Origin of the sequence: Acutalibacter muris (assembly GCF_002201475.1) — a bacterium.
GTDB lineage: Bacteria > Bacillota > Clostridia > Oscillospirales > Acutalibacteraceae > Acutalibacter > Acutalibacter muris.
In genome coordinates, this window is the sequence record NZ_CP021422.1 from 3,527,745 (window position 1) to 3,549,511 (window position 21,767).

Annotated in this window: 18 protein-coding genes; 16 read left to right on the forward strand and 2 right to left on the reverse strand. The window is 49.5% G+C overall.

The annotated features are described in order from the left end of the window. Positions 1–231 precede the first annotated feature (231 nt). From ADH66_RS18090 to ADH66_RS18110, 6 genes are all read left to right on the forward strand, one after another. Positions 232–612, forward strand: coding sequence for a recombinase family protein (locus tag ADH66_RS18090; RefSeq protein ID WP_207653013.1), 381 nt, complete (start codon positions 232–234; stop codon positions 610–612). Further along, entirely contained in the window at positions 567–1,175 is a 609-nt protein-coding gene (locus ADH66_RS18095; protein WP_066537929.1) for a KilA-N domain-containing protein, read from the forward strand. The genes ADH66_RS18090 and ADH66_RS18095 overlap by 46 nt, the downstream gene beginning before the upstream one ends. Positions 1,176–1,239: 64 nt before the next feature. Then, positions 1,240–3,111 (forward strand): KAP family P-loop NTPase fold protein, encoded by a 1,872-nt coding sequence (locus ADH66_RS18100; protein ID WP_066537927.1) that lies wholly within the window; start codon positions 1,240–1,242, stop codon positions 3,109–3,111. A 1-nt stretch (position 3,112) separates the two neighbouring features. After that, positions 3,113–3,796 carry a hypothetical protein gene (locus ADH66_RS18105; RefSeq protein WP_088364478.1) on the forward strand — a complete coding sequence of 228 codons (684 nt, stop codon included), beginning with the start codon at positions 3,113–3,115 and terminating at the stop codon, positions 3,794–3,796. Between the two features lies 1 nt (position 3,797). Continuing rightward, the gene (gene qatC / locus ADH66_RS20280; protein WP_157130633.1) at positions 3,798–5,180 is read left to right on the forward strand and encodes a Qat anti-phage system QueC-like protein QatC; all 1,383 of its coding nucleotides are present in this window, start codon (positions 3,798–3,800) and stop codon (positions 5,178–5,180) included. Further along, positions 5,167–5,889, forward strand: a complete 723-nt coding sequence (locus tag ADH66_RS18110; RefSeq protein ID WP_084384370.1) for a TatD family hydrolase — start codon at positions 5,167–5,169, stop codon at positions 5,887–5,889. The genes qatC and ADH66_RS18110 overlap by 14 nt, the downstream gene beginning before the upstream one ends. A 353-nt stretch (positions 5,890–6,242) precedes the next feature. Here the strand turns inward: ADH66_RS18110 and ADH66_RS18115 are convergent, their stop codons facing one another. After that, complete coding sequence (locus tag ADH66_RS18115) at positions 6,243–7,373, reverse strand: IS3 family transposase (RefSeq protein ID WP_066537923.1); 1,131 nt, start codon at positions 7,371–7,373, stop codon at positions 6,243–6,245. A gap of 130 nt (positions 7,374–7,503) precedes the next feature. On the opposite strand from ADH66_RS18115, the gene ADH66_RS18120 reads away from it, so the two are divergent. The 4 genes from ADH66_RS18120 to ADH66_RS18135 all read left to right on the forward strand — a co-directional run bounded on the left by ADH66_RS18120 (position 7,504) and on the right by ADH66_RS18135 (position 13,497). After that, entirely contained in the window at positions 7,504–10,617 is a 3,114-nt protein-coding gene (locus tag ADH66_RS18120) for an HD domain-containing protein (protein WP_066537920.1), read from the forward strand. A 246-nt stretch (positions 10,618–10,863) separates the two neighbouring features. After that, positions 10,864–11,220, forward strand: coding sequence for a DUF2752 domain-containing protein (locus tag ADH66_RS18125; RefSeq protein WP_066537919.1), 357 nt, complete (start codon positions 10,864–10,866; stop codon positions 11,218–11,220). 66 nt (positions 11,221–11,286) lie between these two features. Then, entirely contained in the window at positions 11,287–11,679 is a 393-nt protein-coding gene (locus tag ADH66_RS18130) for a TM2 domain-containing protein (RefSeq protein WP_066537918.1), read from the forward strand. 237 nt (positions 11,680–11,916) lie between these two features. After that, positions 11,917–13,497 (forward strand): carboxylesterase/lipase family protein, encoded by a 1,581-nt coding sequence (locus ADH66_RS18135; protein ID WP_066537917.1) that lies wholly within the window; start codon positions 11,917–11,919, stop codon positions 13,495–13,497. A gap of 66 nt (positions 13,498–13,563) precedes the next feature. Here the strand turns inward: ADH66_RS18135 and ADH66_RS20285 are convergent, their stop codons facing one another. Continuing rightward, entirely contained in the window at positions 13,564–13,713 is a 150-nt protein-coding gene (locus ADH66_RS20285; protein ID WP_157130632.1) for a hypothetical protein, read from the reverse strand. Positions 13,714–13,901: 188 nt separating this feature from the next. Here ADH66_RS20285 and ADH66_RS18145 point away from each other — a divergent pair, with 188 nt between their 5' ends. From ADH66_RS18145 to ADH66_RS18170, 6 genes are all read left to right on the forward strand, one after another. Next, positions 13,902–16,037, forward strand: coding sequence for a bifunctional diguanylate cyclase/phosphohydrolase (locus ADH66_RS18145; RefSeq protein ID WP_066537915.1), 2,136 nt, complete (start codon positions 13,902–13,904; stop codon positions 16,035–16,037). Next, entirely contained in the window at positions 16,034–16,390 is a 357-nt protein-coding gene (locus ADH66_RS18150; protein ID WP_066537914.1) for an Hpt domain-containing protein, read from the forward strand. Before ADH66_RS18145 ends, ADH66_RS18150 begins: the two co-directional genes overlap by 4 nt. 11 nt (positions 16,391–16,401) lie before the next feature. Next, positions 16,402–19,056 carry a response regulator gene (locus ADH66_RS18155; protein WP_066541829.1) on the forward strand — a complete coding sequence of 885 codons (2,655 nt, stop codon included), beginning with the start codon at positions 16,402–16,404 and terminating at the stop codon, positions 19,054–19,056. A gap of 327 nt (positions 19,057–19,383) precedes the next feature. Then, positions 19,384–19,632 (forward strand): preprotein translocase subunit SecG, encoded by a 249-nt coding sequence (gene secG / locus ADH66_RS18160; protein ID WP_066537913.1) that lies wholly within the window; start codon positions 19,384–19,386, stop codon positions 19,630–19,632. A 70-nt stretch (positions 19,633–19,702) separates the two neighbouring features. Next, on the forward strand, positions 19,703–20,431 hold the full coding sequence (locus tag ADH66_RS18165; protein ID WP_066537911.1) for a GNAT family N-acetyltransferase: 729 nt from the start codon (positions 19,703–19,705) through the stop codon (positions 20,429–20,431). A gap of 5 nt (positions 20,432–20,436) precedes the next feature. Further along, on the forward strand, positions 20,437–21,702 hold the full coding sequence (locus ADH66_RS18170; protein ID WP_066541828.1) for a methionine gamma-lyase family protein: 1,266 nt from the start codon (positions 20,437–20,439) through the stop codon (positions 21,700–21,702). Positions 21,703–21,767: the final 65 nt, after the last annotated feature.

Genomic DNA, 21,767 nt, shown 5'->3' on the forward strand with positions numbered 1-21,767 from the left:
TCCTTTTTTATGCTCTAAAGTTCTATTGCAGAAACAAATAAAGCGTGGATAGCGTCATAATCCGCGTTTTTTATTCTTAAACATACAAGAAACGCCTGATAAACCACTAATAATCAGGTTCAACAGGATAAAAGGGCACAATTAATTCCACTAATTTGTATGTTATACTTGAAAATGCTCGAGTAATCGACTATAATGTAAGAAAGGAAGATAATCGTGAAGTTGTCCCCATTGGAATCAAAAATCTTCGGCAAAGTATGCTATGGCTTTCGACGTGACAAGAACAAGAGCGTAGAAACAGTTGAGCCGGAGGCCGAAATCGTGCGAGAGATATTTGGCCTATACCTGTCAGGAAACAGCTTGGAGAAAATTCAAGAGCATTTGCGCAAGCAAGGTATTCCTTCTCCGTCCGGGAGAACGGTGTGGAGCCGTGATGTGCTGAATAAGCTACTAAACAACTATAAGTACACGTTTGGCGTTATCGACCACACCACATACTTTGCTGTGGAAGAAATGAAATCAAATCGATGTAGAAATCCCAATCGGAATATTGAGGATGATGAAGAATGGAACGTGCAAGTCAATCTGAACTACTATGGGCCTACGCTATAACGCGGGATGAGTATGCCAAGAGGCTAAGTGAAAAATCGCTGCTCAAAGCTGAAGACCTAGGGTTTATACGAGACCGTATCTTCGAGCTTATCAACCGTGGAGAGGCTAACATTCATGGCCCGAAGGAGGAGCAAAGACTTCAAGCGGTTGTAGAAAAGTATTTATATCCTGAAGCTGACTATATCTCGCTGACAGATATCGCAAAGCGATTTAACCCAGAGAATCCAAGTTATGTGATTCAAAGCTGGCTGCGCAGTAGGAATACGATTGCATTTTTAGGCCAGTGGGAAAGAGAAAATAATTCCAATTTTAATGAGCAGGCTTTTCAGCAATTACTCGTTGATGTTCGCTCTCCCTCCTATACCTTGACTCCTGTCAGATGGATTGAGAGAGTAAATGCTGTCGGGATTATCTCTAAGAGGGGAAAAAATGGTGGCACTGCAGCTCACCCCTTCATTGCTTGTGATTTCGAGATGTGGAATGATGTGGCTTTTCGATTCAGAGTAATATCTAATTTGGTTAACAGCAATTCTTGTTTACATTATTTTAAAACCTTAAAATAACAACTAGAGTCTTTTGTAAACTAATTAGTTGTTCGATATATAAAAACAAAAGGAGAAATGACAATTGTGGTTGGATAACGCTTCCCGTATTGATATGCTTTTTTACTCTCCATATGCAGATACTATAGTAAATTTCACAAAAAATTCATGCCTAACGCCATTGACTGTCGGCTTATATGGCAGTTGGGGGGCAGGCAAATCATCTCTCCTACAGCTTATCGAGCAACGAATTGAGGATAATAAAGATGGTACTGTCTGTATTTCTTTGAATGCATGGCAATTTGAAGGGTATGAAGATGCAAAAGTGGCTATAATGGAGTCTCTTTTGAAAGCATTGAAAGAGAATGAATCATTTTTTGAAAAAGCACAAGAGAAGATTACCAAACTATTGTCACGTGTTGATTATTTAAAAATAGGTAAGAGTATTATTCGAAAAGGACTTCCTTATGCAATCGGAATGTTAACCGGAAATCCCTTGCCAATTGCTTTTAATCTTTCTGTAGAAGCTTTGGATGCAGGCGATTTGTTGACAAAATTGCAAACCTTCAAGAATGAATATATTAACGAAAGTGAAAAAGAGAATACTCTTACCGAAAACATTAGGAAATTTCGAGAAGAATTTGAGGAAATGCTAGAAGATGTATCTTCGGTTAAAAATTTAGTGGTAATTATAGATGACTTGGACAGATGTTCACCTGAGAGAATTATTGATACCCTTGAGGCGATTAAGCTATTTCTTTCTGTAAGAAAGACAACATTTATTGTAGCTGTAGATCAAAGGATTATCGAATATGCTGTAAATATTAAATATCCCCAAATTGATGGATTTGCAATATCGTCTGATTATATTGAAAAGATAATTCAGCTTCCAATAAAAATACCTGAATTGTCTCCCAAAGACATCGAAAATTATTTATTGCTGCTAATATCTCAGCTTCATATATCTGAAGATGCATTTGGGACACTTATCAAAGAAATTTACGATAATAAAATGATGATTCGTGATAAAGTATTGATGCATAGCGAGATATCAGCGATTATAGAAAACAAGCAATGCTCATACAAAGAAGGCACATCTAAGAGTTCATTTGATGCAGATGTATCCATTATTTCTAAGATTAGCCCGACTGTATCAAGCAGTCTTAAAGGTAACCCTCGACAGGCCAAGCGATTTCTAAATACGTTTTTTGTTAGGAAGAACCTAGCGTCACTATATTTTGGTGAGGACATTGATTTGTCAGTTATGGCAAAGCTTTTGGCCCTAGAAATAATTGAAATACGAGCATTTAGAAAGTTATATGAGTGGAGTAGCAATTTTGATGGAGAAATTAAACAGCTAAAAGAAATAGAACAGCGCATTAAAGACGGAATAGAACTTGACGAGGAATATGCTCTTTGGGCTACCCCCAGAATCACTAAATGGCTAAAAAGTGAACCAATAGAGTTATATAAACAAGATCTCAGCAAATATTTCTATTTATCCAGAGAAGCCCTTAGTAGCGTGGAAAGCATTTCCTCAACATTTAGTGAAGCAGAGCGTAAAATGTTATCGGCTTTTCAGAATTGCATGAAGGGGCAGGAGAATTCACGTATTGAAGAATTGAAAAAAATGGAGCCTATATCTCAACGGAATATATGTGATGCCCTTATTGAACATTTTAAAACTGATTCTATTGGGCTCAGTATAATTGCTCCCATATATTGTAATTATGTTGATTGTAGAGCGGACATAAATGAAGTTCTTTTGCAAAAACCACGTGCATTTTTTACAATGCCCACGATCCCACATATGGCAATGATGTATAGCGCATGCCCAACACAATTTGATGAGCTACTCAACCAATTAAAGCAAAAGGGGAGTATAAAAGAGGAAATATGTGCTAGGATTAGTAACAGAAACGACATAGCTACTACGGTTGAAAGAAAGGGGTGGTGAGATGGGCACATCTAAAGGTTATATTGCACCCTCTACGCCTAGCTGGCGACAAGCAAAACGGGAGGTTTCTAGATATTTAAGTAATCCTACTGAAACTGAAAGGAAAACCTTAGCTGCACAATATGCTAAAGCAATGACCACAGGAGGCTACACTGCATCTCAAGTGGCAAAAGCTTTTGCAGGAGTAATCAGTTTTTCCTCAGCAATTGCAAGCCGAGGGTACACAGCCGCTCTTCATGATATTGGGCGAGATGATATTTTATCATTAGGGCCGCAAGAAACATTAGATACGTTGATTTCAATTTTTGCAAATGCGGGCAGTACAATTGATGATAAAATTGCATTAGACAGCATATCTGAAAGTTTTCAGGTTCTTCAGGTAATCGAACCAGAGGATTTAAAGAGTATTAATACTTCGCGTCTGCTTAGAGAAATGATATGTCAGTTTGCAAAATTAAAATTTGCGCAACTTTTTGATAAGCAGATTCGTAATAAATGTCCCATTGTTGAAGAAGCGAATAGGAGAATAGCAGAAATGCAAGACTATATTTATTATACAATGGGCCAAAAATTAACGAACGATATCCTTGGGGAAATAAATCCAAACAATATAGCGAATGAGGTAATCGTTCGAAACACCTTAGAAGAAGGTTTTAGACTTATGACAATTTACTACGGTGAATGATATGAAGATATGGATTAATAAATGTATATCAGCGGAGCAAATGCCTGATTTTGGAGATGCTTTGGTTTTCAATATAAGTGTTCCAGGTCAAGGCGGTGTGATTGCCTCCAATATCCGTGATGGCTGGTACAGAACTCTGGGAATCCAGATGGTAACTCCTATATGTGAGGATTTATATATAATCGCACTCTCAGTTTTTGCCGCCGATAAAAGAATACCTCGTAATAAGACACCAGACAATTGGACACGGGAGTTACATCTTAGTATCCCAGTTATAGCAATAGATAGGTGGGATTTAGTTAAGGAAGAACTTGAAAGGACGCTAAGCTACCTTTCAGGGGATTTATGGCATTTTACATTTAGATCTTGTGAACCAGCAAGCCGATACAAGGATAATCATGTACGTGCGCCAATTCGCAATACAATATTAGATGAAATTGAAGGAGTTTCTTTGTTTTCTGGCGGTTTAGATTCCTTTTGCGGCGCTTACGATTTTATGGTGAAAAGTAAGAGTGTAGTATTTGTCGGTTTTAAAGAATATGGAAAACTTGAATCCGTCCAAAAAGCATTAATGGATAATCTGAATTGTAGTTTCCCTGATATTTTCAAGCTACTGTTTACGTTTACAGCCAGGGCATATTGCCCGCTTGGTATTGATAATCTTCCATCTGAAAACACTAGTAGAAGTAGATCATTCTTGTTTATCTGTGCGGCAATTTGTGTTGCTGAAGTGATTGGAGATGATACGCCAGTCTATATCCCAGAAAATGGCTTTATTGGACTAAACTTGCCACTCACAATAGGTCGAAGTGGAAGTTGTAGCACAAGAACAACACACCCATATTTTTTAAAAATGCTGAATGAAATTCTAGAAAAAGTTGGAATACGGCATGAGGTGATAAATCCATTTGCTTATCAGACAAAGCGTGAAATGATACAACAATTTATTGCAGCTCCGAGATTTTTAGAGAACATACACAAGACCATCTCTTGTTCTCACCCGTGTAATGGACGGTGGCAGGGTAAAACTGAACCAGAGAATTGTGGATACTGTTACCCTTGCCTTATCCGACAATCTTCCCTTGTTGGAGTGCTTCCCCCTAATGAGCATTATAGTTATGATGTGTTGTCGCTGGACTATCTTGTGAATGCCACCAATGCCAAGCGTTCTGATTTTGTCGATCTTCTCAGTTCAATTAATAAGGCATGCTTATCAACGGATGAAGACCTTATGAAGAGGATAAAAGCAACAGGTAGGCTAACACAAGAAGAAACGCTTGCTTTCTTAAGGCTATACAAAGAAACGATTGCAGATTTGATTCGAATGCTATCTGTAGATCCAGAACTACTTCGAATAGCTGGGGTGGATTATGCGACTAATTGACACGCATTTTCATTTAGACTTCTATCGAGAACACTGCTATTGGTATAACCAAATCAATGCCATGAAACAATATACGCTGTGTGTTACCAATTCACCTGAAGTATACTGTGCATGCAAAAAAATGTATTCAGAAACTCGATATGTTAAATTTGCACTGGGGTATAATCCGCAGGTATGTTCAGAAATTGTGTTAAATAGAAAAATGTTCCTTTCTGAATTGTCCAAAACAAAATATATAGGAGAAGTTGGACTGGATTTTTCGTCAAAACATATTGGAACAAAAAGAAAACAAGTTGATGCTTTTGAGTTCATATGTCAAAATGTTGCTGATAGCAACAAAGTTCTTACAGTTCACTCAAGGAATGCAGAAAAAGAAGTTTTTGATATTATGGCTCGGAATGGAATAAAGCGTGCAATAATTCACTGGTATACTGGTGATTTAGAAAATATGCAGAAATTTATTAGGGCAGGTTACTATTTCTCTGTCAATGCCAACATGTGTACAACATCCAAAGGAAAGCACATAATTTCAGAGATTCCATTAGATAAAATACTTGTGGAAAGTGATGGGCCATTTACAAAAGTCAGAACACATAAATATAGTCCTATAAATCTCCAGGACATCTACTCGACTCTTGCCGCTACAACTGGTGTACAAGATATTGCAAATATTATTTATGAGAATTTCAATTGCTTATTAGCTTTTTAATGTAAGATACTTCATTTGTATACTTTTTATCTATAGAAAGCATGTATGGTGATGCCCGAGGAAAGTAGCAAAGTGATTTTACTGGAGGGCTTGAGGTTGAACAGACGATACCGACTTGTCGTGAGAGTTCAGATACACCCAGCGATTTGGCATGAACGACCCCACCCAATCTGAACCCTTGCAGTAAGCGCGGCAGAGATGTGGTGGGGTCATTTTATGTCAGAAGCCTAGAAAATACTGGGTTTCTGACATTTCCATATTATCACATAAATGTCATCACCACGGACAAAACAGACGAAAAAACGATTAAAAAAACTGAAATTTCGCCTATTTGAACCCTAAAAATGTCAGCATCATGTATCCTTCTGGCTGGCATAGAACTTTTCTTCCGCTTGGCATGGCGTCAAATTCTTTAGTGTTTTATGAATACGTTTGGTGTTATAAAATATCATATAAGTGTCAACGGCTTGTTTGAACTTCTTCTCGGAGGGGTAATCCTTGCGGTAAAGTTCCTCCTGCTTTAACGTTGAGAAAAATGATTCTGTTACAGCATTATCGTAAGGTCGGCCGCTTGCAGAGAATGACTGTATCACAGAATAACTCGCCAGTAACTTGCAGAAACTATGCGAGGTATATTGTGTGCCTCGGTCGCTATGGAATATCAGGCCCGCTTTCACTTCTCGGTCTGCTATGGCTTGTTTAAAGGCGCTGCTGACCAGTTGTGTACTGTTTTTGCGAGATATTTTATGTGCAATGACTTTTCTTGAAAACAGATCTAATATGACGCAAATGTAGAAGTGATGCTTCCCAACCCGGAAATATGTGATATCGCTTGTCCACACCTGATTGGGTTGGTCAGTATGGAACTGTTGATTCAGAATGTTTTCTTTTTTGAATGGTTTATGGAGCTTTTTGTAATCGCGTTTAGCTGTGCTGCGGATGCTATGCAGCCCCATTTCAGCCATCAAGTCGGCAACGAACCGAGCGCTGACTTTGTATCCTCTTTGAGCAAGAACCGCTGCTACTTTTTCTGGTCCGGGTATCTGGTTGTGCTCATCGAACACTTCTTGAATAATTACACGATATTCTTCCCGGCGTTTCATGTACCAGGAATTGTCTTTTTTCCCTCGAAAAATGTGGTTGTAGAATGTACCGCGGGAAACATCCAGGGCTTCACAAAGCGTATGCACATCGTACTGTTCATACAGCTTTTCCAGCTCGGCCAGTTTCTCTTTCAAGGGTGCGTGAACAGTACAGTTAACTGACTTCAATATTGAAATGATTTTTTCCTGTTTATCATTCTTACGCTGAAGCGCTTTATGATCTTTCAATGAAAATCCCGCACTGCCTTTTGAAGATGAGTCGCTGATCCAACGATAGATTGTGCGCTTACACACGCCAAACTCAGAACATATTTCGGAAATAGGAACACCGTTTCTGTATTTCGCTGCAGCTGTAGACTTCTCTTGCGTGGTATGAGCCATGAGTTGACCTCCCAAAACGTTTTTACCATCATAGCACAGATCGGTCAACTTGCAAAGCTTGGAGAAATTTGTTATAATAAAGTAGCCGTTAGTTGGTAAATTATACATCCGGAGCAGGAGGGAAATCAAAATGGAGCTGCTGAATACCCCATATGGTTTGGAAGAACACCTAAACGCCATCTGCCAGCAGGCGCCGCAGTTTGGGAACCTGTATTCCAGCTGGGAGCTTAACAAGCGCTCCTGTGCGTCGGCGCTGAAACAGGTAGCGCAGAATTACCCTCACTATAGCGTGCATGATGAACTCCATTCTCAAAATGTGATCTCCAATATGGAGCAGGTGTTGGGGGAAGACCGCATCCGCAAACTCTCGCCTACCGATACCTGGATGCTCTTACAGCTGGCGTATCTCCACGACTTTGGTATGCTTTTACTCTATGATAATATTGAGAACGAGTGGAAATCGGCGGATTTTCAGGAGTATTTTCAGGAGTGCCGCGAGTCCAATAATCCATCTATCAAAACAGCGGCGGACTACCTTTATAATTTGAAAGAAAATCTGACGAAAGCAGATTTTGAAAAGACCTGGCCGCTGCATGTCAGACGGTATACAACCCACCTGATAGCCCGGTACTACCGAGGGAAGCACGCGGCGCTAACAAACCAGTACATAGCCAACCGGCTTGACAGATGGGGTATCGACCTGAGCCATAACGGCCTGATCCAGCCCCGTCTGATCAAGCTGCTGGGCCAGCTTTCCATGCTGCATACTTGTAATCAAGAGGATGTTCTAAAGTTGGACTACATTTCCAACGGCTACGCCGCCGACTATATCCATCCACGCTTTTTGGCGGAGATGCTGCGGCTCGGGGACCTCTTGGATGCGGACAACAGCCGGTTTGAACCCACGGCTGAGCTGGTAACCGGGGAACTGCCTCAAGACTCCGCTGCCCATAAGGGTAAGCACGAGGCCACAATTCATCTGTTAATCACGCCGGAGCAAATTGAGTACCGGGCGGACTGCCCGAATCACTCCGTGTACCGGGAAACGCGGGTATTCCTGGATTGGCTGGAGAGCGAGCTTACCTTTGCCGCCATCAACTGGCTGAGCCTTATCCCAAAAGAGCTGGGCGGCACCGCTCCACGGCTGACTAAGAAGGAACTGCTCTTAAACGGTAAGCCTGATATAGAGAACACCAGTGACTTACGCTTTGGGATATCTCAGGAAAAGGCCTTTGAGATTATTGAGGGTTCCGGGATCTATAACGATAAAATGATATTTCTGCGCGAGCTTATCCAAAACGCGGAGGATGCAAGCAAGATTCAGCTATGGCGCGACTTACAGAAACGGCCGGACCTTTATTTGGTTGATAACGCAGATAAAAATGACCTCTCTCATCTCCAGCCCTACGACATAAAAGCCGAGGCCTTTGACAGCTATAAAATCACAGTGGATATGAGGCAAGAGCCTGATGAGAAGTTTCGGATCCGTATAATCGACCGCGGCACCGGCATGAGCGTTGACACCGTCAAGCAGATGTGCCGGGTGGGGACAAGCTATCATCAGGACAAGGCTCGGCGGCGTGAAATCGAAGCAATGCCCGCCTGGCTGCGGCCCACGGCGGGGTTCGGCATAGGCTTGCAGTCGGTCTTCCTGGTTGCGCCCGTTTTTACTATTTACAGCCGCCCGGAGGAGGGCGCTATTAAGGTCACTGTGGAGTCCCGGAAAAAGGAGGGGTATGTGCAGATTGAAAAGGGTGAGTTTTGGGAGGAGCAGGGGACGTGTGTGGAGGTTATCCTTGACAAGGAGCAAATCCCAGACGCGAATGACTCATTATTCAATAACGATTTCTTTGACGTAAATTATTCTGACAAAACATTAAATCTGAAATATGAGAAAATTTTTCGTACCGTAGAGAGTCATGAGAACAGTGCCTTCTTCCCTATCGAACTCACCAGGGAGGCAGTGCTTTCGAGAGAGTTAGCGAAAACGGACTGGTATCGCTTTCAAACAGAAAAATGCCAGAGGTCGGCGAGTCTCCGAATAGTGCGCTCAGAAAAGGGCGGGCTGGATATTTGGGATACAAAGACCTATACTCTGCTTCATGTTGCGTGGTGCCCTGTACCGAAAGGAGAATTCTCATTTAAAGGGAAAAGAATAGAGAAGGATGATTCCCTTTACGCTTATGAAGATAACATATCTTTGGATATCGATTTTTATGGCTTGGACGCCAAGAATTATCTCTCTGTCAATCGTCAAGAATTCAAGGCTGACAAGAAGGATGAGATAGAGAAACAAGTTTGTGTCATAACAAAAGAGGTCGTAGACTATTTGCTAACTTTGGATGATATATGCGAACCTCTTGAAGATAAGCTCTATTTCCCTCTCGGCGGCAGTGATATATTCGATTTCTATTTAAACCTCTGGCAGATTGCTGATGAAAATCAAGAGAAACTGATGATGGGAAGCCCGAAAAAATACCTTGAGCCAATGAGCACAAAGGTCAAAACATTATGCTGGTCACAGGGGAAACAGTATGAATTGAAAGAAACTAAGGTGGGAGAAATGATAGAAAACTATAAAAACTTCAATTATATGTACCATGATTTTAACCGCAGCTTTTCTGATATAGCATATGCTTATTGTTGTAAAATTGCCAATACCATAGCGAAGGAAGTTAATTTCCAAGAACTTGTGCTTTTTGGCCATCATAGTGACATAAATATACCAGGGACCTACATCTCCCAAATATGGCTGTTCCCAAAAGCAGATGGTATCCTTGCTTATTCCCTTGACAACGCCCCGGCTGAATATTTCGAGATGAGCGAAGAATCAAAAGCGCGTTACCTAAAAGCCCTGTATTATGGCCAAAATTTTGGTGGCACCAACGATCTTCCCCGCCGGTACGCTATACCCGCCTTAAAAGATTATTCCGAACTTACATTGAGAAGTAGCGATGTCCCTGTGGGTTTCCTGATTAACGATACAAGAATTGACGCCTGGACCATCTCCCCCCTCCTGTCCATGGACAAGTCAGTAGGTAACTGCCAGAAACCGGAATTTATCGTCCGGGTGACTCAAAGCGCGGAATTCGACAAGCTGGCCGACTATGTCCTCGAACACCGCGCCGACCCCACTCCCTGCACCAAAGAGGAGATTGTCGAAGCCTACAAGCGCCTCCTTTCCGACTACTATGACGTTATGCACGAGGACGAGGCTTTGAAAGAAGACGGCGAGGAGGAATAGCCTGGAGGGCGGTATCCTCCACCATGGTACGGCCTTCTGCCACAACCCGGCTGCCGCTTTCCCGGCCGGTGGAGCTGCCGGCTGATTTCAGTATGACAGTGCCATGGCTGTCTAAAAGATTTAAAATCCCAAAAGTCAAAATTCTCCCGCAAAAACTTATCTTTTACCTAATACCCTTGACATTATATGTTCCAATATGATATAATTTGAAAAACAAATTTCGACAAATGCGGAAAGGTTTTTATTGTGGCCCTTTATCGAATCAGGCCGCCCAGGTCCCAGGTGGTACTGGCGCTGCTTATGTTCGCCCTGTACTGCGTATTGCTCCTGTTGCAGGCGCCCTGTGTTTTTCGTTATTTTTTCCACCTTCCCTGTCCGGGGTGTGGGATGCGGGACGCACTCTGGGCCCTTCTGCATTTTGATTTTGCGCTGGCCTTTTACAGCCACCCAATGGTCTGGTCCCTGCCCCTGCTGCCCCTGCTGGTGCTGACCGGCGGCAGGCCTACCCGGAGCAGGCGTGTAAACGGCCTGATACTTGGGATAGTTCTGTTTGGTTTCCTTTTGTCCTATATATACCGTCTTATAGTTTATTTCGGCCCATAAGCTCTGCCCTATGATAATTTATGAGCCGTGTAAAAATATATGATATGTATGAAGGAGAGATAAGTTATGTTCTGTAGAAACTGCGCCAATCCCCTGGACCCCAACGCAGCCGTATGTGTAAAGTGCGGCGTGCCCGTGGGTAGCGGAGTCAACTACTGTCCTAACTGCGGCAACCCTACCGATCCCGCCGCTGCGGTCTGCGTCAAGTGCGGCGTCGCACTTGCTCGCCCTATCCCCCAAGGCGAGCAGAAATCCAAGATGACCGCCGGCCTTTTGGGTATCTTCCTGGGCGGCCTTGGCATCCACAATTTCTACCTTGGCTATACCGGCAAAGCTATCGCTCAGATCGTGCTGTCTCTCTGCTTCGGCCTGGGCGCTATCTGGGGCCTTGTTGAGGGCATTATGATCCTGTGCGGCAGCATTAAGACCGACGCACAGGGCATACCCCTAAAGGACTAAGGGCTTCGCCCGCGGAGCCGAATCGGTGAGCTGTACTTAGAGAAAAAAATGAAGCGCCGCCTATTTACAAGGCGGCGCTTCTATTCAATTTGTGCCGAAGTAATTATACCCTCCGGGATAAAAAGCGCACTGTCTATTAAAACTTTTGTTTAAATTGGGACTTTTCAAACAGGGCGTTTTGATGTATACTATAAAAGCACAAGCAGTTTTGCATAAAAATGTAAGGAGCTGATTAAAATGGATTTCTGTTTCTCCAAAACCTCGCCCGTCGTTGAGACCGCCAAAGGCAAGCTTCGGGGCTTCCACTTCAAGGGCGTGGACCATTTCTACGGCATACGCTACGCCAAGGCAAAGCGCTTCCAGATGCCCGAGCCCGTGGCCCCTTGGGAGGGCGTGAAGGACGCCGGCAGCTACGGCATGAACTGCCCGGTGCTTTCCGAGCCCCAGCCCATGGGCGAGGTGATGATCGCCCACCGCTTCTGGCCCAGCTCTGAACACTGCCAGTACCTGAACCTGTGGACCTCTCGCTGCGACCCGGCGGCAAAGAAGCCCGTGATGTTCTGGATACACGGCGGCGGCTACTCGGCGGGGTCCGGCATAGAGCAGGTCTGCTACGACGGCTATAACCTTGCAAAGAAGGACGATGTGGTAGTGGTCACCGTAAACCATAGGCTCAACGCCTTCGGCTATCTCGACATGTCCGCCTTCGGCGAGAAATACAAGAACTCCGTAAACGTGGGCATGGCCGACCTGGTGGAGGCCCTGCGCTGGGTGCGGGACAATATAGCGAACTTCGGCGGCGACCCTCAGAACGTCACCATCTTCGGCCAGTCCGGCGGCGGCGCCAAGGTTACCGTGCTGGGCCAGATACCCGAGGCCGACGGTCTCTTCCACAAGGCCATCGTCATGTCCGGGGTCATGGGTCCCGGCCGGGACAAGAACGCCGTTAAGGGCCGGGAGCTGGTGCTGGAGATACTCAAGCACCTGAACATACCTGAGAGTGAAGCCCAGCGCCTTGAAAAGGTGCCCACGGCCCAGTTCATCTGGGCGGTGAACAGGGCAGTTAAAAGCCTGTACAAGCAGGGCAAGCATGTAAACTGGGGGCCGATGCCCAACGACTATTATGTGTGCGACCCGCTGGAGAAGGACTTTACAGAGAGCTCCCTGCGGGTGCCCACCATGGTGGGCTCGGTCATAGCGGAGTTTGCCTTTGGGCCGGGCAAGGACATAAAGAACATGACCAAAGAGGACAGCGAGAAGCTGGTAAAGGAGTTCTATGGCCCGGAGGGCGGAGAGAAGATCCTAAAGGAGTTTGGGCGCATCTACCCGGAGACCAACGCAGCCTTTGCCGTGGACGCGGACGATATGTTCCTGGCCCCAACGGTGGACTACGTGAAGAAGAAGGGCAGAGAGGCCAGCGCGCCGGTATATAACTACCTGTTCGCCAAGGTCTTCGACTATGACGGCGGCAAGGCTGCCTGGCACTGCTCTGACATACCATACTTCTTCGGCAACGGCGAGATGGTACCCGTCTGCCACCAGGAGAACTGGGAGGAGCTGCAAAAGGTCATGCGCGGGGCCTTTGTAAACTTTGCCCGCACCGGCGACCCCAATACAGAGGGCCTGCCCAAGTGGGAGAAGTGCGCCGACGGCGGCATGGTCACCATGGTCTTTGACGACCGCTGCCGCACCGAGGTGAATATGCAGGACGAGTTTTTACGGCTTTTGGCGGAGTATAAGCCCAAGTTCAATTTTGAATTCGGCGCCCCCGCTGACGACGAGGACGACGAGGAGGGCGGCAGCGCCTGGATATTCTAGGGGCGGTCTTGAAGTAAATTGGGGGGACTTCACGAATGAAGTCCCCCCTCTGCTTCTTTTGTTCCCTCACTCCTGGTCCTTGGCGTCGGCAATGGTGTCAAGCCAGCGGCACAGCTCCTCCTTTGTGAAGGTCTCCTTGTCGCCATTGCTTATCAGCCGCCGGAGGTCGTAGATAGTGGCCTTCTGGATGTCCTTGCGTTCTTTTTCAGTTGGCATGTCTATAAGCCCCCTTTCTTTGCTTTTATCATAACAGAAATCAAAGGGAAAATCAAGCCCGCCGATGAAAAACCCGCTAAATAGCGCGCAAACTACCGCCCTTAACATAATGTTGGGGCTTGCTATTTGCCTTGGTATGTAATATAATAATACATAAGATTCTTTGCGCGAAAGGGGCTTATACCGGAATGGATGGCAAGAAGCGCAGGCAGAAGATACTTATTGTGGACGATTCAGAGATGAACCGCTCCATTTTGGTCGATATGCTTGGTGACGAATATGAAACCATAGAGGTGGAAAACGGCCTGATGGCCGTAAACGAGCTGCAAAAGCGGGCGGCGGAGATATCCCTGATGATGCTGGACATTGTCATGCCGCTTATGGATGGCCTTGAGGTGCTGGAGGTTATGAACAGGCGGCGCTGGATAGAGACGGTGCCGGTGATAATGATCTCCGCGGAGACCAGCTCCGACAGGATATCCCAGGCTCTGGAGATGGGGGTCACGGACTTTATAAGCCGGCCCTTTGACGCGAAGATAGTCCAAAGGAGGGTACTAAACACCCTTTTAAGCTCCGCCAAGCAGACGGAGCTTGAGAACCTTGTGGCCGAGCAGATATATGAAAAAGAGCAGAACAGCCTTTTGATGATAGACATCCTCAGCCATATCGTAGAGTTCAGAAACGGCGAGAGCGGACTGCACGTGGTCCATGTGCGCAGGCTCACAGAGGTGCTTCTGCGGCAGCTGGCCTCAAAACGGCCGGACTATGAGCTGACCGCGGCGAAGATCGCCCTTATAAGCGAGGCCTCGGCGCTGCATGACATCGGCAAGATAGCCATAGACGAGAAGATACTTAATAAGCCCGGGCGGCTCACCGACGAGGAATTCAAGATAATGAAGCAGCACTCCTCCATCGGGGCCCAGATGCTGGACGGTCTCTCTGTCCACCAGGGAGAGCCACTGGTAAAGATAGCCTATCAGATATGCCGCTGGCACCACGAGCGCTGGGACGGCCGGGGCTACCCGGACGGCCTTAAGGGGGACGAGATACCCATCGCCGCCCAGGTGGTGGCCATGGCCGACGTGTACGACGCCCTTACCAGCGAGCGGGTCTATAAGGCGGCTTTCTCCCATGAGCAGGCCATAGAAATGATATGCAACAACGAGTGCGGCAGCTTCAACCCGTTGCTTTTGGAATGCCTGATGGAGGTCTCCGACACCATGCAGGACGACCTGAGCTCCACCGATGGGAACGAGGCCCCCGAGGAGTCCATCAGCAGCATCGTGGAGAAGATGTCCTCCCACAGCGAGCTCTCCGCCAGCAACCGCACCTTGCAGCTTTTGGAGCACGAGCGAATGAAGTACAGCTTCTTTGCGGCCATGAGCAAGGAGATACAGTTCGAGTACACCCTTTCGCCATCCATGGTCTCCCTGAACGCCTGGGGAGCCAGGAACCTGGGATTGGACGAGGTGGTGATGGACCCCCTGGAGAACCAAAAGGTCAAGGGTTACCTAAACGAGGACCTTCGCGCCCAGCTACACCAGGTGCTGGAGTCCGCCACTCCTGAGGAGCCCATTGTGACCCTTGAGGGCAAGGTGGAGAAGGACGGCGTTAAGAAGTGGTATAGGTTCGTTATGCAGGCCCTCTGGTCCGAGGACGAGCCGCCTGAGCTAAGGGGGGCCATAGGCAAGGCAGTGGATATACACAGCTCCCGAAGCTACCTTGAGAAGCTGGAGCGCCGGGCCTCTATGGACCAGCTGACGGGGCTTTTGAACCTTACCAGCGCCCAGACCCAGGCGGAGGCGAGGCTCAAGGAGAACCCCGAGGCAAAGTATGCCCTGGCCTTCTTCGACTGCGACTTTTTTAAGGACGCCAACAACACCTACGGGCACCTTTTCGGCAACCGCCTGCTGATACACATCGCCGAAAGGCTTAGGCAGGTCACAAGAAGCGGCGACATTGTCTCCCGGGCGGGGGGCGACGAGTATATCATATTCATCCAGTACCACCAGGAGCTGGAGCCCACCATACAGCGTATATACGGCGCGCTGCACGGCGAGGATTTCGGGGGCTTCAGCATCTCCATAAGCATGGGGGTGGCCACCACCGGCCAGGTGGGTCCGGACTTCACCGCCCTCATGGGCGCGGCGGATAAGGCCCTTTACGCCGTGAAGCAGGCAGGCAAGGGGCAGTACAAGTTCTATGACGGCAGGGAGACCTCTCTGACCGAGGCCAGAGGGGAAAGCGTATACACCAACCAGTCGGAGATCATCAACTATGAGCCGGAAAACGGCGGCCAATCAAAAGGGGGAGAAGACAAATGACCTTGCAGGAATGTTACGAAAAACTGGGCGGGGACTATGGCGCGGTGAGCTCACGGCTGCCAAGCGAGAAGTTCATCCAGAAGTACGTCTTAAAGTTTGCAGAGGACAAGACCATGGAGCTTTTGGAATCCTCCTTTGAAGGGGGCAATTTTGACGAGGCCTTTCGGGCGGCCCACACCATCAAGGGTATGTGCCAGAATCTGAGTTTTGCAAGACTGGAGAAATCCAGTTCCGCCCTTACGGAGGCTCTGCGCGGCGGGAGGTCGCCGGAGGCGCCCGAACTGCTTCAAAGGGTGCGCGAGGACTATGAGCTTACCGCAGACACTATCAAGGAGTATAAATCCGGGCTTTGAGAGGTTTCAACGTGAAAGAAAAAAATGAAAAAAGGAAGAGCCGCCCCAGCCGGTTCCTTATAGGGAGTTTCCTCTCCATCATCGCCCTGACCCTCGCGGTGTTCGTGCTGTTGTCCCAATTTTTGGACAATAAGAGCGCGGACACCATAAGCCGGGTAGGAGAGGTGTACATGAAGAACCTCTCCCAGCAGATCGCCCTGCACTTCCAGACCACAATAGACCTGCGGCTTGACCAGGTGCAGACCATTGTCAACGACGTGCGCCCGGAATTCGAGCGGGATAACGTCACAAGGGAACAGGTATTGGAGGAGCTGGAGGCCAGCAGCAGGGCCAGGGGATTTGTGCAGCTGGGGCTCCTGTCCTATGACGGCGAGTTCGAGATGATATACGGCGACCCGCTGCTTATCACCGACCTAAAGCCGTTTATACAGTCTCTCACCGAGGGGAAGTCCAAAGTCGCAGTGGGTAAAAACCCCCGGGCGGAGGACAAGAACATGGTTCTGCTGGGGGCCCCGGCGGACTATCTTCTGAAGGACGGCTCCCCGTGTCTGGCGCTGGTCGCCACCGTTGACACGGACTATATAAGAGAGACCCTGTCCCTGGATGCCAACGACTCGATGGTGTATTCCTTTATCATCCGGGGGGACGGCAGCTTTGTCATACGCACCAGCGGCGCCTTCAGGCATAGCTACTTTGACCGGGTCCGCAACATCTATGAGGATGTAGACGGAATGACCGGCGAGCAGTACATAGTAGAGATAAGCGCGGCCATTAAAGAGGGACGGGACTACTCCTCGGAATTTACCATAGAGGGCGAGCGCCGGCGCATTTACGGCACTCCTCTCGCCTACTCCGAATGGTACCTTTTAACCTTCATGCCCTACGGCGACATAAACAGCATCATCGACCACCTTGGGCAGATGTTCCTGCTGGCGTCCTTCGTCTGCTGCGCTGTGATATTCGCGGCTTTCGGGCTGGTGTTCCTCCTATACCTGCGGATAAACCACAGGCAGCTGGCCAATCTGGAGGAGGCCAGAGAGGCCGCGGAAAACGCCCTGACCCTGGCTGTGGACGCAAGAAGGGAGGCCGAGCGCGCCCAGCAGAACGCCGAGCGGGCCACCAAGGCCAAGAGCGAGTTCCTCTCTAACATGAGCCACGACATCCGCACGCCCATGAACGCCATAGTTGGTATGACGGCCATAGCCACGGCCAATATAAACAACCCGCAGCAGGTACAGAACTGCCTGCACAAGATAACCACCTCCAGCCGGCACCTGCTGGGGCTGATAAATGATGTGCTGGATATGTCCAAGATAGAAAGCGGCAAGATGACCTTAAACTTTGACCGGGTGTCCCTTCGGGAGATGATGGAGAGCATCGTCAGCATTGTGCAGCCCCAGGTGAAGGCCAAGCACCAGGACTTTGGGGTGTCCATCATGGATATCTCCGCGGAAAACGTGCTGACCGACAGTGTGCGGCTGAACCAGGTGCTCTTGAACCTTCTGTCGAACGCTGTGAAGTTCACGCCGGAAGAGGGCACTATCCGGGTTACCATGAAGCAGGAGCCCTCCCCCAAGGGAGAGGACCATGTCCGGGTGCTGCTCTGCGTCCAGGACAACGGCATAGGTATGTCCCCGGAATTTATCGAGCACATCTTCGACTCCTTCGCCCGTGAGGACAGCGCCCGGGTCCACAGGACCGAGGGCACAGGGCTCGGCATGGCCATTACCAAGTACATAGTAGACGCCATGGGCGGCGATATGCAGGTGAAGTCAAAGCAGGGCGAGGGCACGGAGTTCCTCCTGACTCTGGACATGGAAATTGCCGACGCCCCGGAGGCTGATATGGTGCTTCCCCCCTGGAATATGCTGGTGGTGGACGATGACAAGCTGCTCTGCGAGAGCACTGTAAAGGCTCTCGGCTCTATCGGCATCAGCGCTGACTGGACCCTTTCCGGGGAATCCGCCATTCAGATGGTGGAAGAGCGCCATAAAAAGCGCGAGGACTACCATATTATCCTGCTGGACTGGAAGCTGCCGGACATGGACGGCATCGCCACGGCAAGGGAACTGCGCCGCAGGCTTGGGGGCAATAATATACCCATCCTAATAATCTCGGCCTACGACTGGAGCGATATCGAGAAGGAGGCCAAGGCCGCCGGAGTGAGCGGGTTCATAAGCAAGCCCCTGTTTAAGTCCACCCTGTTCTACGGCCTTCGCGGCTATGCCGGAATGGACATGAGCCAGGAGGTCATGAAGGAGGACGGAAAGGAGAACTTCTCCTTTGACGGCATCAGGGTGCTGGTGGCCGAGGACAACGAGCTCAACTGGGAGATCGCCAGCGAGCTGCTGGGCGAATTCGACTTACAGCTGGACTGGGCGGAGAACGGGCAGATCTGTGTGGACATGGTAGAAGCCTCCCAGCCCGGGACCTATAAGGCGGTGCTGATGGATATACGTATGCCGGTGATGAACGGGTTTGAAGCCACAAAGGTCATTAGGAAAATGGACCGTCCCGATAAGGATATGCCCATTATCGCCATGACGGCGGACGCGTTCTCAGAGGACGTGCAGAAGTGCATGGAGGCCGGCATGAACGCCCATGTGGCAAAGCCCATCGATGTACGCGAGGTGTGCAGGCTTTTGAAGAAGTACCTGGAGTTGTAGGGCAAAAAATCAGCCCGCCGGGGAGCGCTCTGTCTCCCGGCGGGCAAGCAGCCGGAGCCTGGTGGGGACATTCCTCGGAACTGCGTTAGATGAACTTGGTTCAGCATAAATGCAGGCTCCGGCCCTTTTGGGCGATATCCTTTCCAGGCACGCAAACGCTTCCGTGCCGCTATCCCTATTGTAACCATACCTCCCAAACCTATTCACCCCCAGGGAAAAATTTTTAAAATTTTCTCAAATCGTCCTATAGGACTTGCAAAAACACTTATGACATGGTATTATATGTGTTGTGACTAAGCAGCCTGCTGCTGCAAGGAGGAATTAAAAATGACAGCTTTTGAGATCATATTCGCCATTGCCCTCTTGATTTTCTCAGTGGCGATAATCCTGGTGGTGCTCTTACAGGAGGGCAACCAGAAGAACATGGGCGCTATCACCGGCGCCGCCGATACCTTCCTGTCAAAGAACAAGGCCCGCTCTGTGGACGCTTTCCTGTCCCGCTGGACAAAGGTCATCGCCGTGGGCTTCTTCGTGCTGGTCATCGTGGCCAACGCCGTGATGTACTTCGTGAAGTGAGAACCTGTATCATAGAAAGACGCCTCGCCGCAAGCGGGGCTTTTTCGTTGTGTATCGGGAGGGACCGGATATGATAAGGCTTGTAAGCGGCCCCCGGGAACGGGCGGAGTTTATGGATATATGCAAGGGCGGCGCCTTTGGCTGCAAGCTTCGCTCAGTGGCCTTGGCCTATGGCTTTGAGCGGGACTTCGCCCGGTTCTGGACGGACGGCGGCGCATCCTACTGCCTGCTGGACGGCGGACTGTCCATAGCTGGAAGACCCTGGAATATAGAGGAGTCCCGAGAATTTCTGGACGTACTGGGCCCCGGCAGCGTCTTCTGCGAGAGGGGGCTGGCCGGAGAGCTGAAACTGGAGGTCTCCACAGAGGGCGCGGTGATGGCAAAGGACCTGCCGGCGGGAGAACCGCGGAGTCTCCCGCCCCCCGGTCTCAGGGAAACCCATGCCCTTTTGACAGCTGCCGGGATGCCTATGGACTTCGAGCCCTTCTACCTGGATATGTCCCACCGAATACGGCACGGGATCGCCTTGGCCCTGGGGGAGTACATCTCCGGGGAGTTAGCCGGAGTCGCGGTGATCTCCGCTGTGGCCGGGGGTGAGGCTGTGCTCTCCGCATTAGCCGTTCGGGAGGACTGCCGGGGGCGGGGCCTTGGTACAAAGCTTATGGGAGCCGTGGAGCGGGCGCTGCCCGGGCATAGGCTGTACCTTTTCAGGGAGAGCGGCAGGAACCGGGAATTTTACAAAAAGCTGGGCTTCGCGGAGGTTGGCCGCTGGAGCCAGCAGGATATTACAGAAAGGTGATTTATATGGAAAACTATCCGTCTTTTCAGTTTGGCGAGAAATTGCTGAAGCTTGCACAGCGGGCCGAGGAGCGGGCCGCCGGACAGTTCCGGCGCATAGAGGAGACAGCCCGCTGGAACTCCCAGAAGATGCTGGCGGCCTTCCAGCGGGCCCGGGTCAGCGAGAGCAGCTTTGTGGGCAGCACCGGCTACGGCTACGGCGACAGGGGCCGGGACCAGCTGGACGAGGTCTACGCCTATGCCCTTGGGGCAGAGGACGCTCTGGTGCGGTATAACTTTGTCAGCGGCACCCACGCCCTGACGGTGGCCCTCTTTGGAGTGCTCCGCCCAGGGGACACAGTGCTCTCGGCCACAGGCACCCCCTATGACACCATACAGGGCGTCTTCGGACTGCCCGGGCGTGAGGAGCCAGGGAGCCTTAGGGACTTCGGCATAGTCTATGAGCAGATAGACCTGCTGCCGGACGGCGGCATAGACTATGAGGAGCTGGGGCGGGAGCTTGCTAAAGACTGCCGTATGGTATATGTCCAGCGGTCCAGGGGGTATACCCTGCGCCCTTCTTTAAGCGTCGCGGAGATAGAGCGGCTGGCGGGATTTGTGAAGGAGCGGGCCCCGGGGTGCCTCGTGATGGTGGACAACTGCTACGGCGAGTTCGTGGAGCGGGAGGAACCCACCTCCCACGGGGCGGACCTGATGGCGGGGTCCCTGATAAAGAATCCCGGCGGCGGCATAGCCCCAACGGGGGGCTATATTGCCGGGCGGAGGGACCTGGTGGAGCTGTGCTCCTACAGACTTACCACCCCGGGCACAGGCCGGGAGCTGGGCTGTACCCTTGGACACAGTCGGGAGCTGTTTATGGGCGCGTTCCATGCGCCCACTGTCACCGGCGAGGCCTTGAAGACGGCGGTGTTCTGCTCGGCGCTCTTTGATGAGCTGGGGTATGAGGTCACGCCAGGGCCGGAGGAGGCCAGGGCCGATATCATCCAGGCGGTGAAGCTTCGGGAGCGGGAGGCCCTCATAGCCTTCTGCCGTGGGGTGCAGAGCGCCTCGCCGGTGGACGCCTTTGTTGTGCCGGAGCCGAGCCCCATGCCGGGGTATGACAGCGACGTGATAATGGCGGCGGGGGCGTTTACGCTGGGATCGTCGATAGAAATGTCGGCGGACGCGCCGTTGAGAGAGCCCTATGCCGTGTGGATGCAGGGGGGGCTGAACTATGCCGTGGGGCAGCTGGGGGTGCTGACGGCAGCACAGGAGGTGCTGAAGCTAAAATAGTGCGAGGTTAAAAGTTTCGTCAACCTTTTCAAAGGTTGCAGGGTTTGGGGCAGAGCCCCAAGGTC

Coding starts and splice junctions, on each gene's coding strand:
- ADH66_RS18095 (WP_066537929.1), top strand. CDS start 567: ATGGAACGTGCAAGTCAATCTGAACTACTATGGGCCTACGCTATAACG.
- ADH66_RS18105 (WP_088364478.1), top strand. CDS start 3,113: ATGGGCACATCTAAAGGTTATATTGCACCCTCTACGCCTAGCTGGCGA.
- qatC (WP_157130633.1), top strand. CDS start 3,798: ATGAAGATATGGATTAATAAATGTATATCAGCGGAGCAAATGCCTGAT.
- ADH66_RS18110 (WP_084384370.1), top strand. CDS start 5,167: ATGCGACTAATTGACACGCATTTTCATTTAGACTTCTATCGAGAACAC.
- ADH66_RS18115 (WP_066537923.1), bottom strand. CDS start 7,373: ATGGCTCATACCACGCAAGAGAAGTCTACAGCTGCAGCGAAATACAGA.
- ADH66_RS18120 (WP_066537920.1), top strand. CDS start 7,504: ATGGAGCTGCTGAATACCCCATATGGTTTGGAAGAACACCTAAACGCC.
- ADH66_RS18130 (WP_066537918.1), top strand. CDS start 11,287: ATGTTCTGTAGAAACTGCGCCAATCCCCTGGACCCCAACGCAGCCGTA.
- ADH66_RS18135 (WP_066537917.1), top strand. CDS start 11,917: ATGGATTTCTGTTTCTCCAAAACCTCGCCCGTCGTTGAGACCGCCAAA.
- ADH66_RS20285 (WP_157130632.1), bottom strand. CDS start 13,713: ATGCCAACTGAAAAAGAACGCAAGGACATCCAGAAGGCCACTATCTAC.
- ADH66_RS18145 (WP_066537915.1), top strand. CDS start 13,902: ATGGATGGCAAGAAGCGCAGGCAGAAGATACTTATTGTGGACGATTCA.
- ADH66_RS18150 (WP_066537914.1), top strand. CDS start 16,034: ATGACCTTGCAGGAATGTTACGAAAAACTGGGCGGGGACTATGGCGCG.
- secG (WP_066537913.1), top strand. CDS start 19,384: ATGACAGCTTTTGAGATCATATTCGCCATTGCCCTCTTGATTTTCTCA.
- ADH66_RS18165 (WP_066537911.1), top strand. CDS start 19,703: ATGATAAGGCTTGTAAGCGGCCCCCGGGAACGGGCGGAGTTTATGGAT.
- ADH66_RS18170 (WP_066541828.1), top strand. CDS start 20,437: ATGGAAAACTATCCGTCTTTTCAGTTTGGCGAGAAATTGCTGAAGCTT.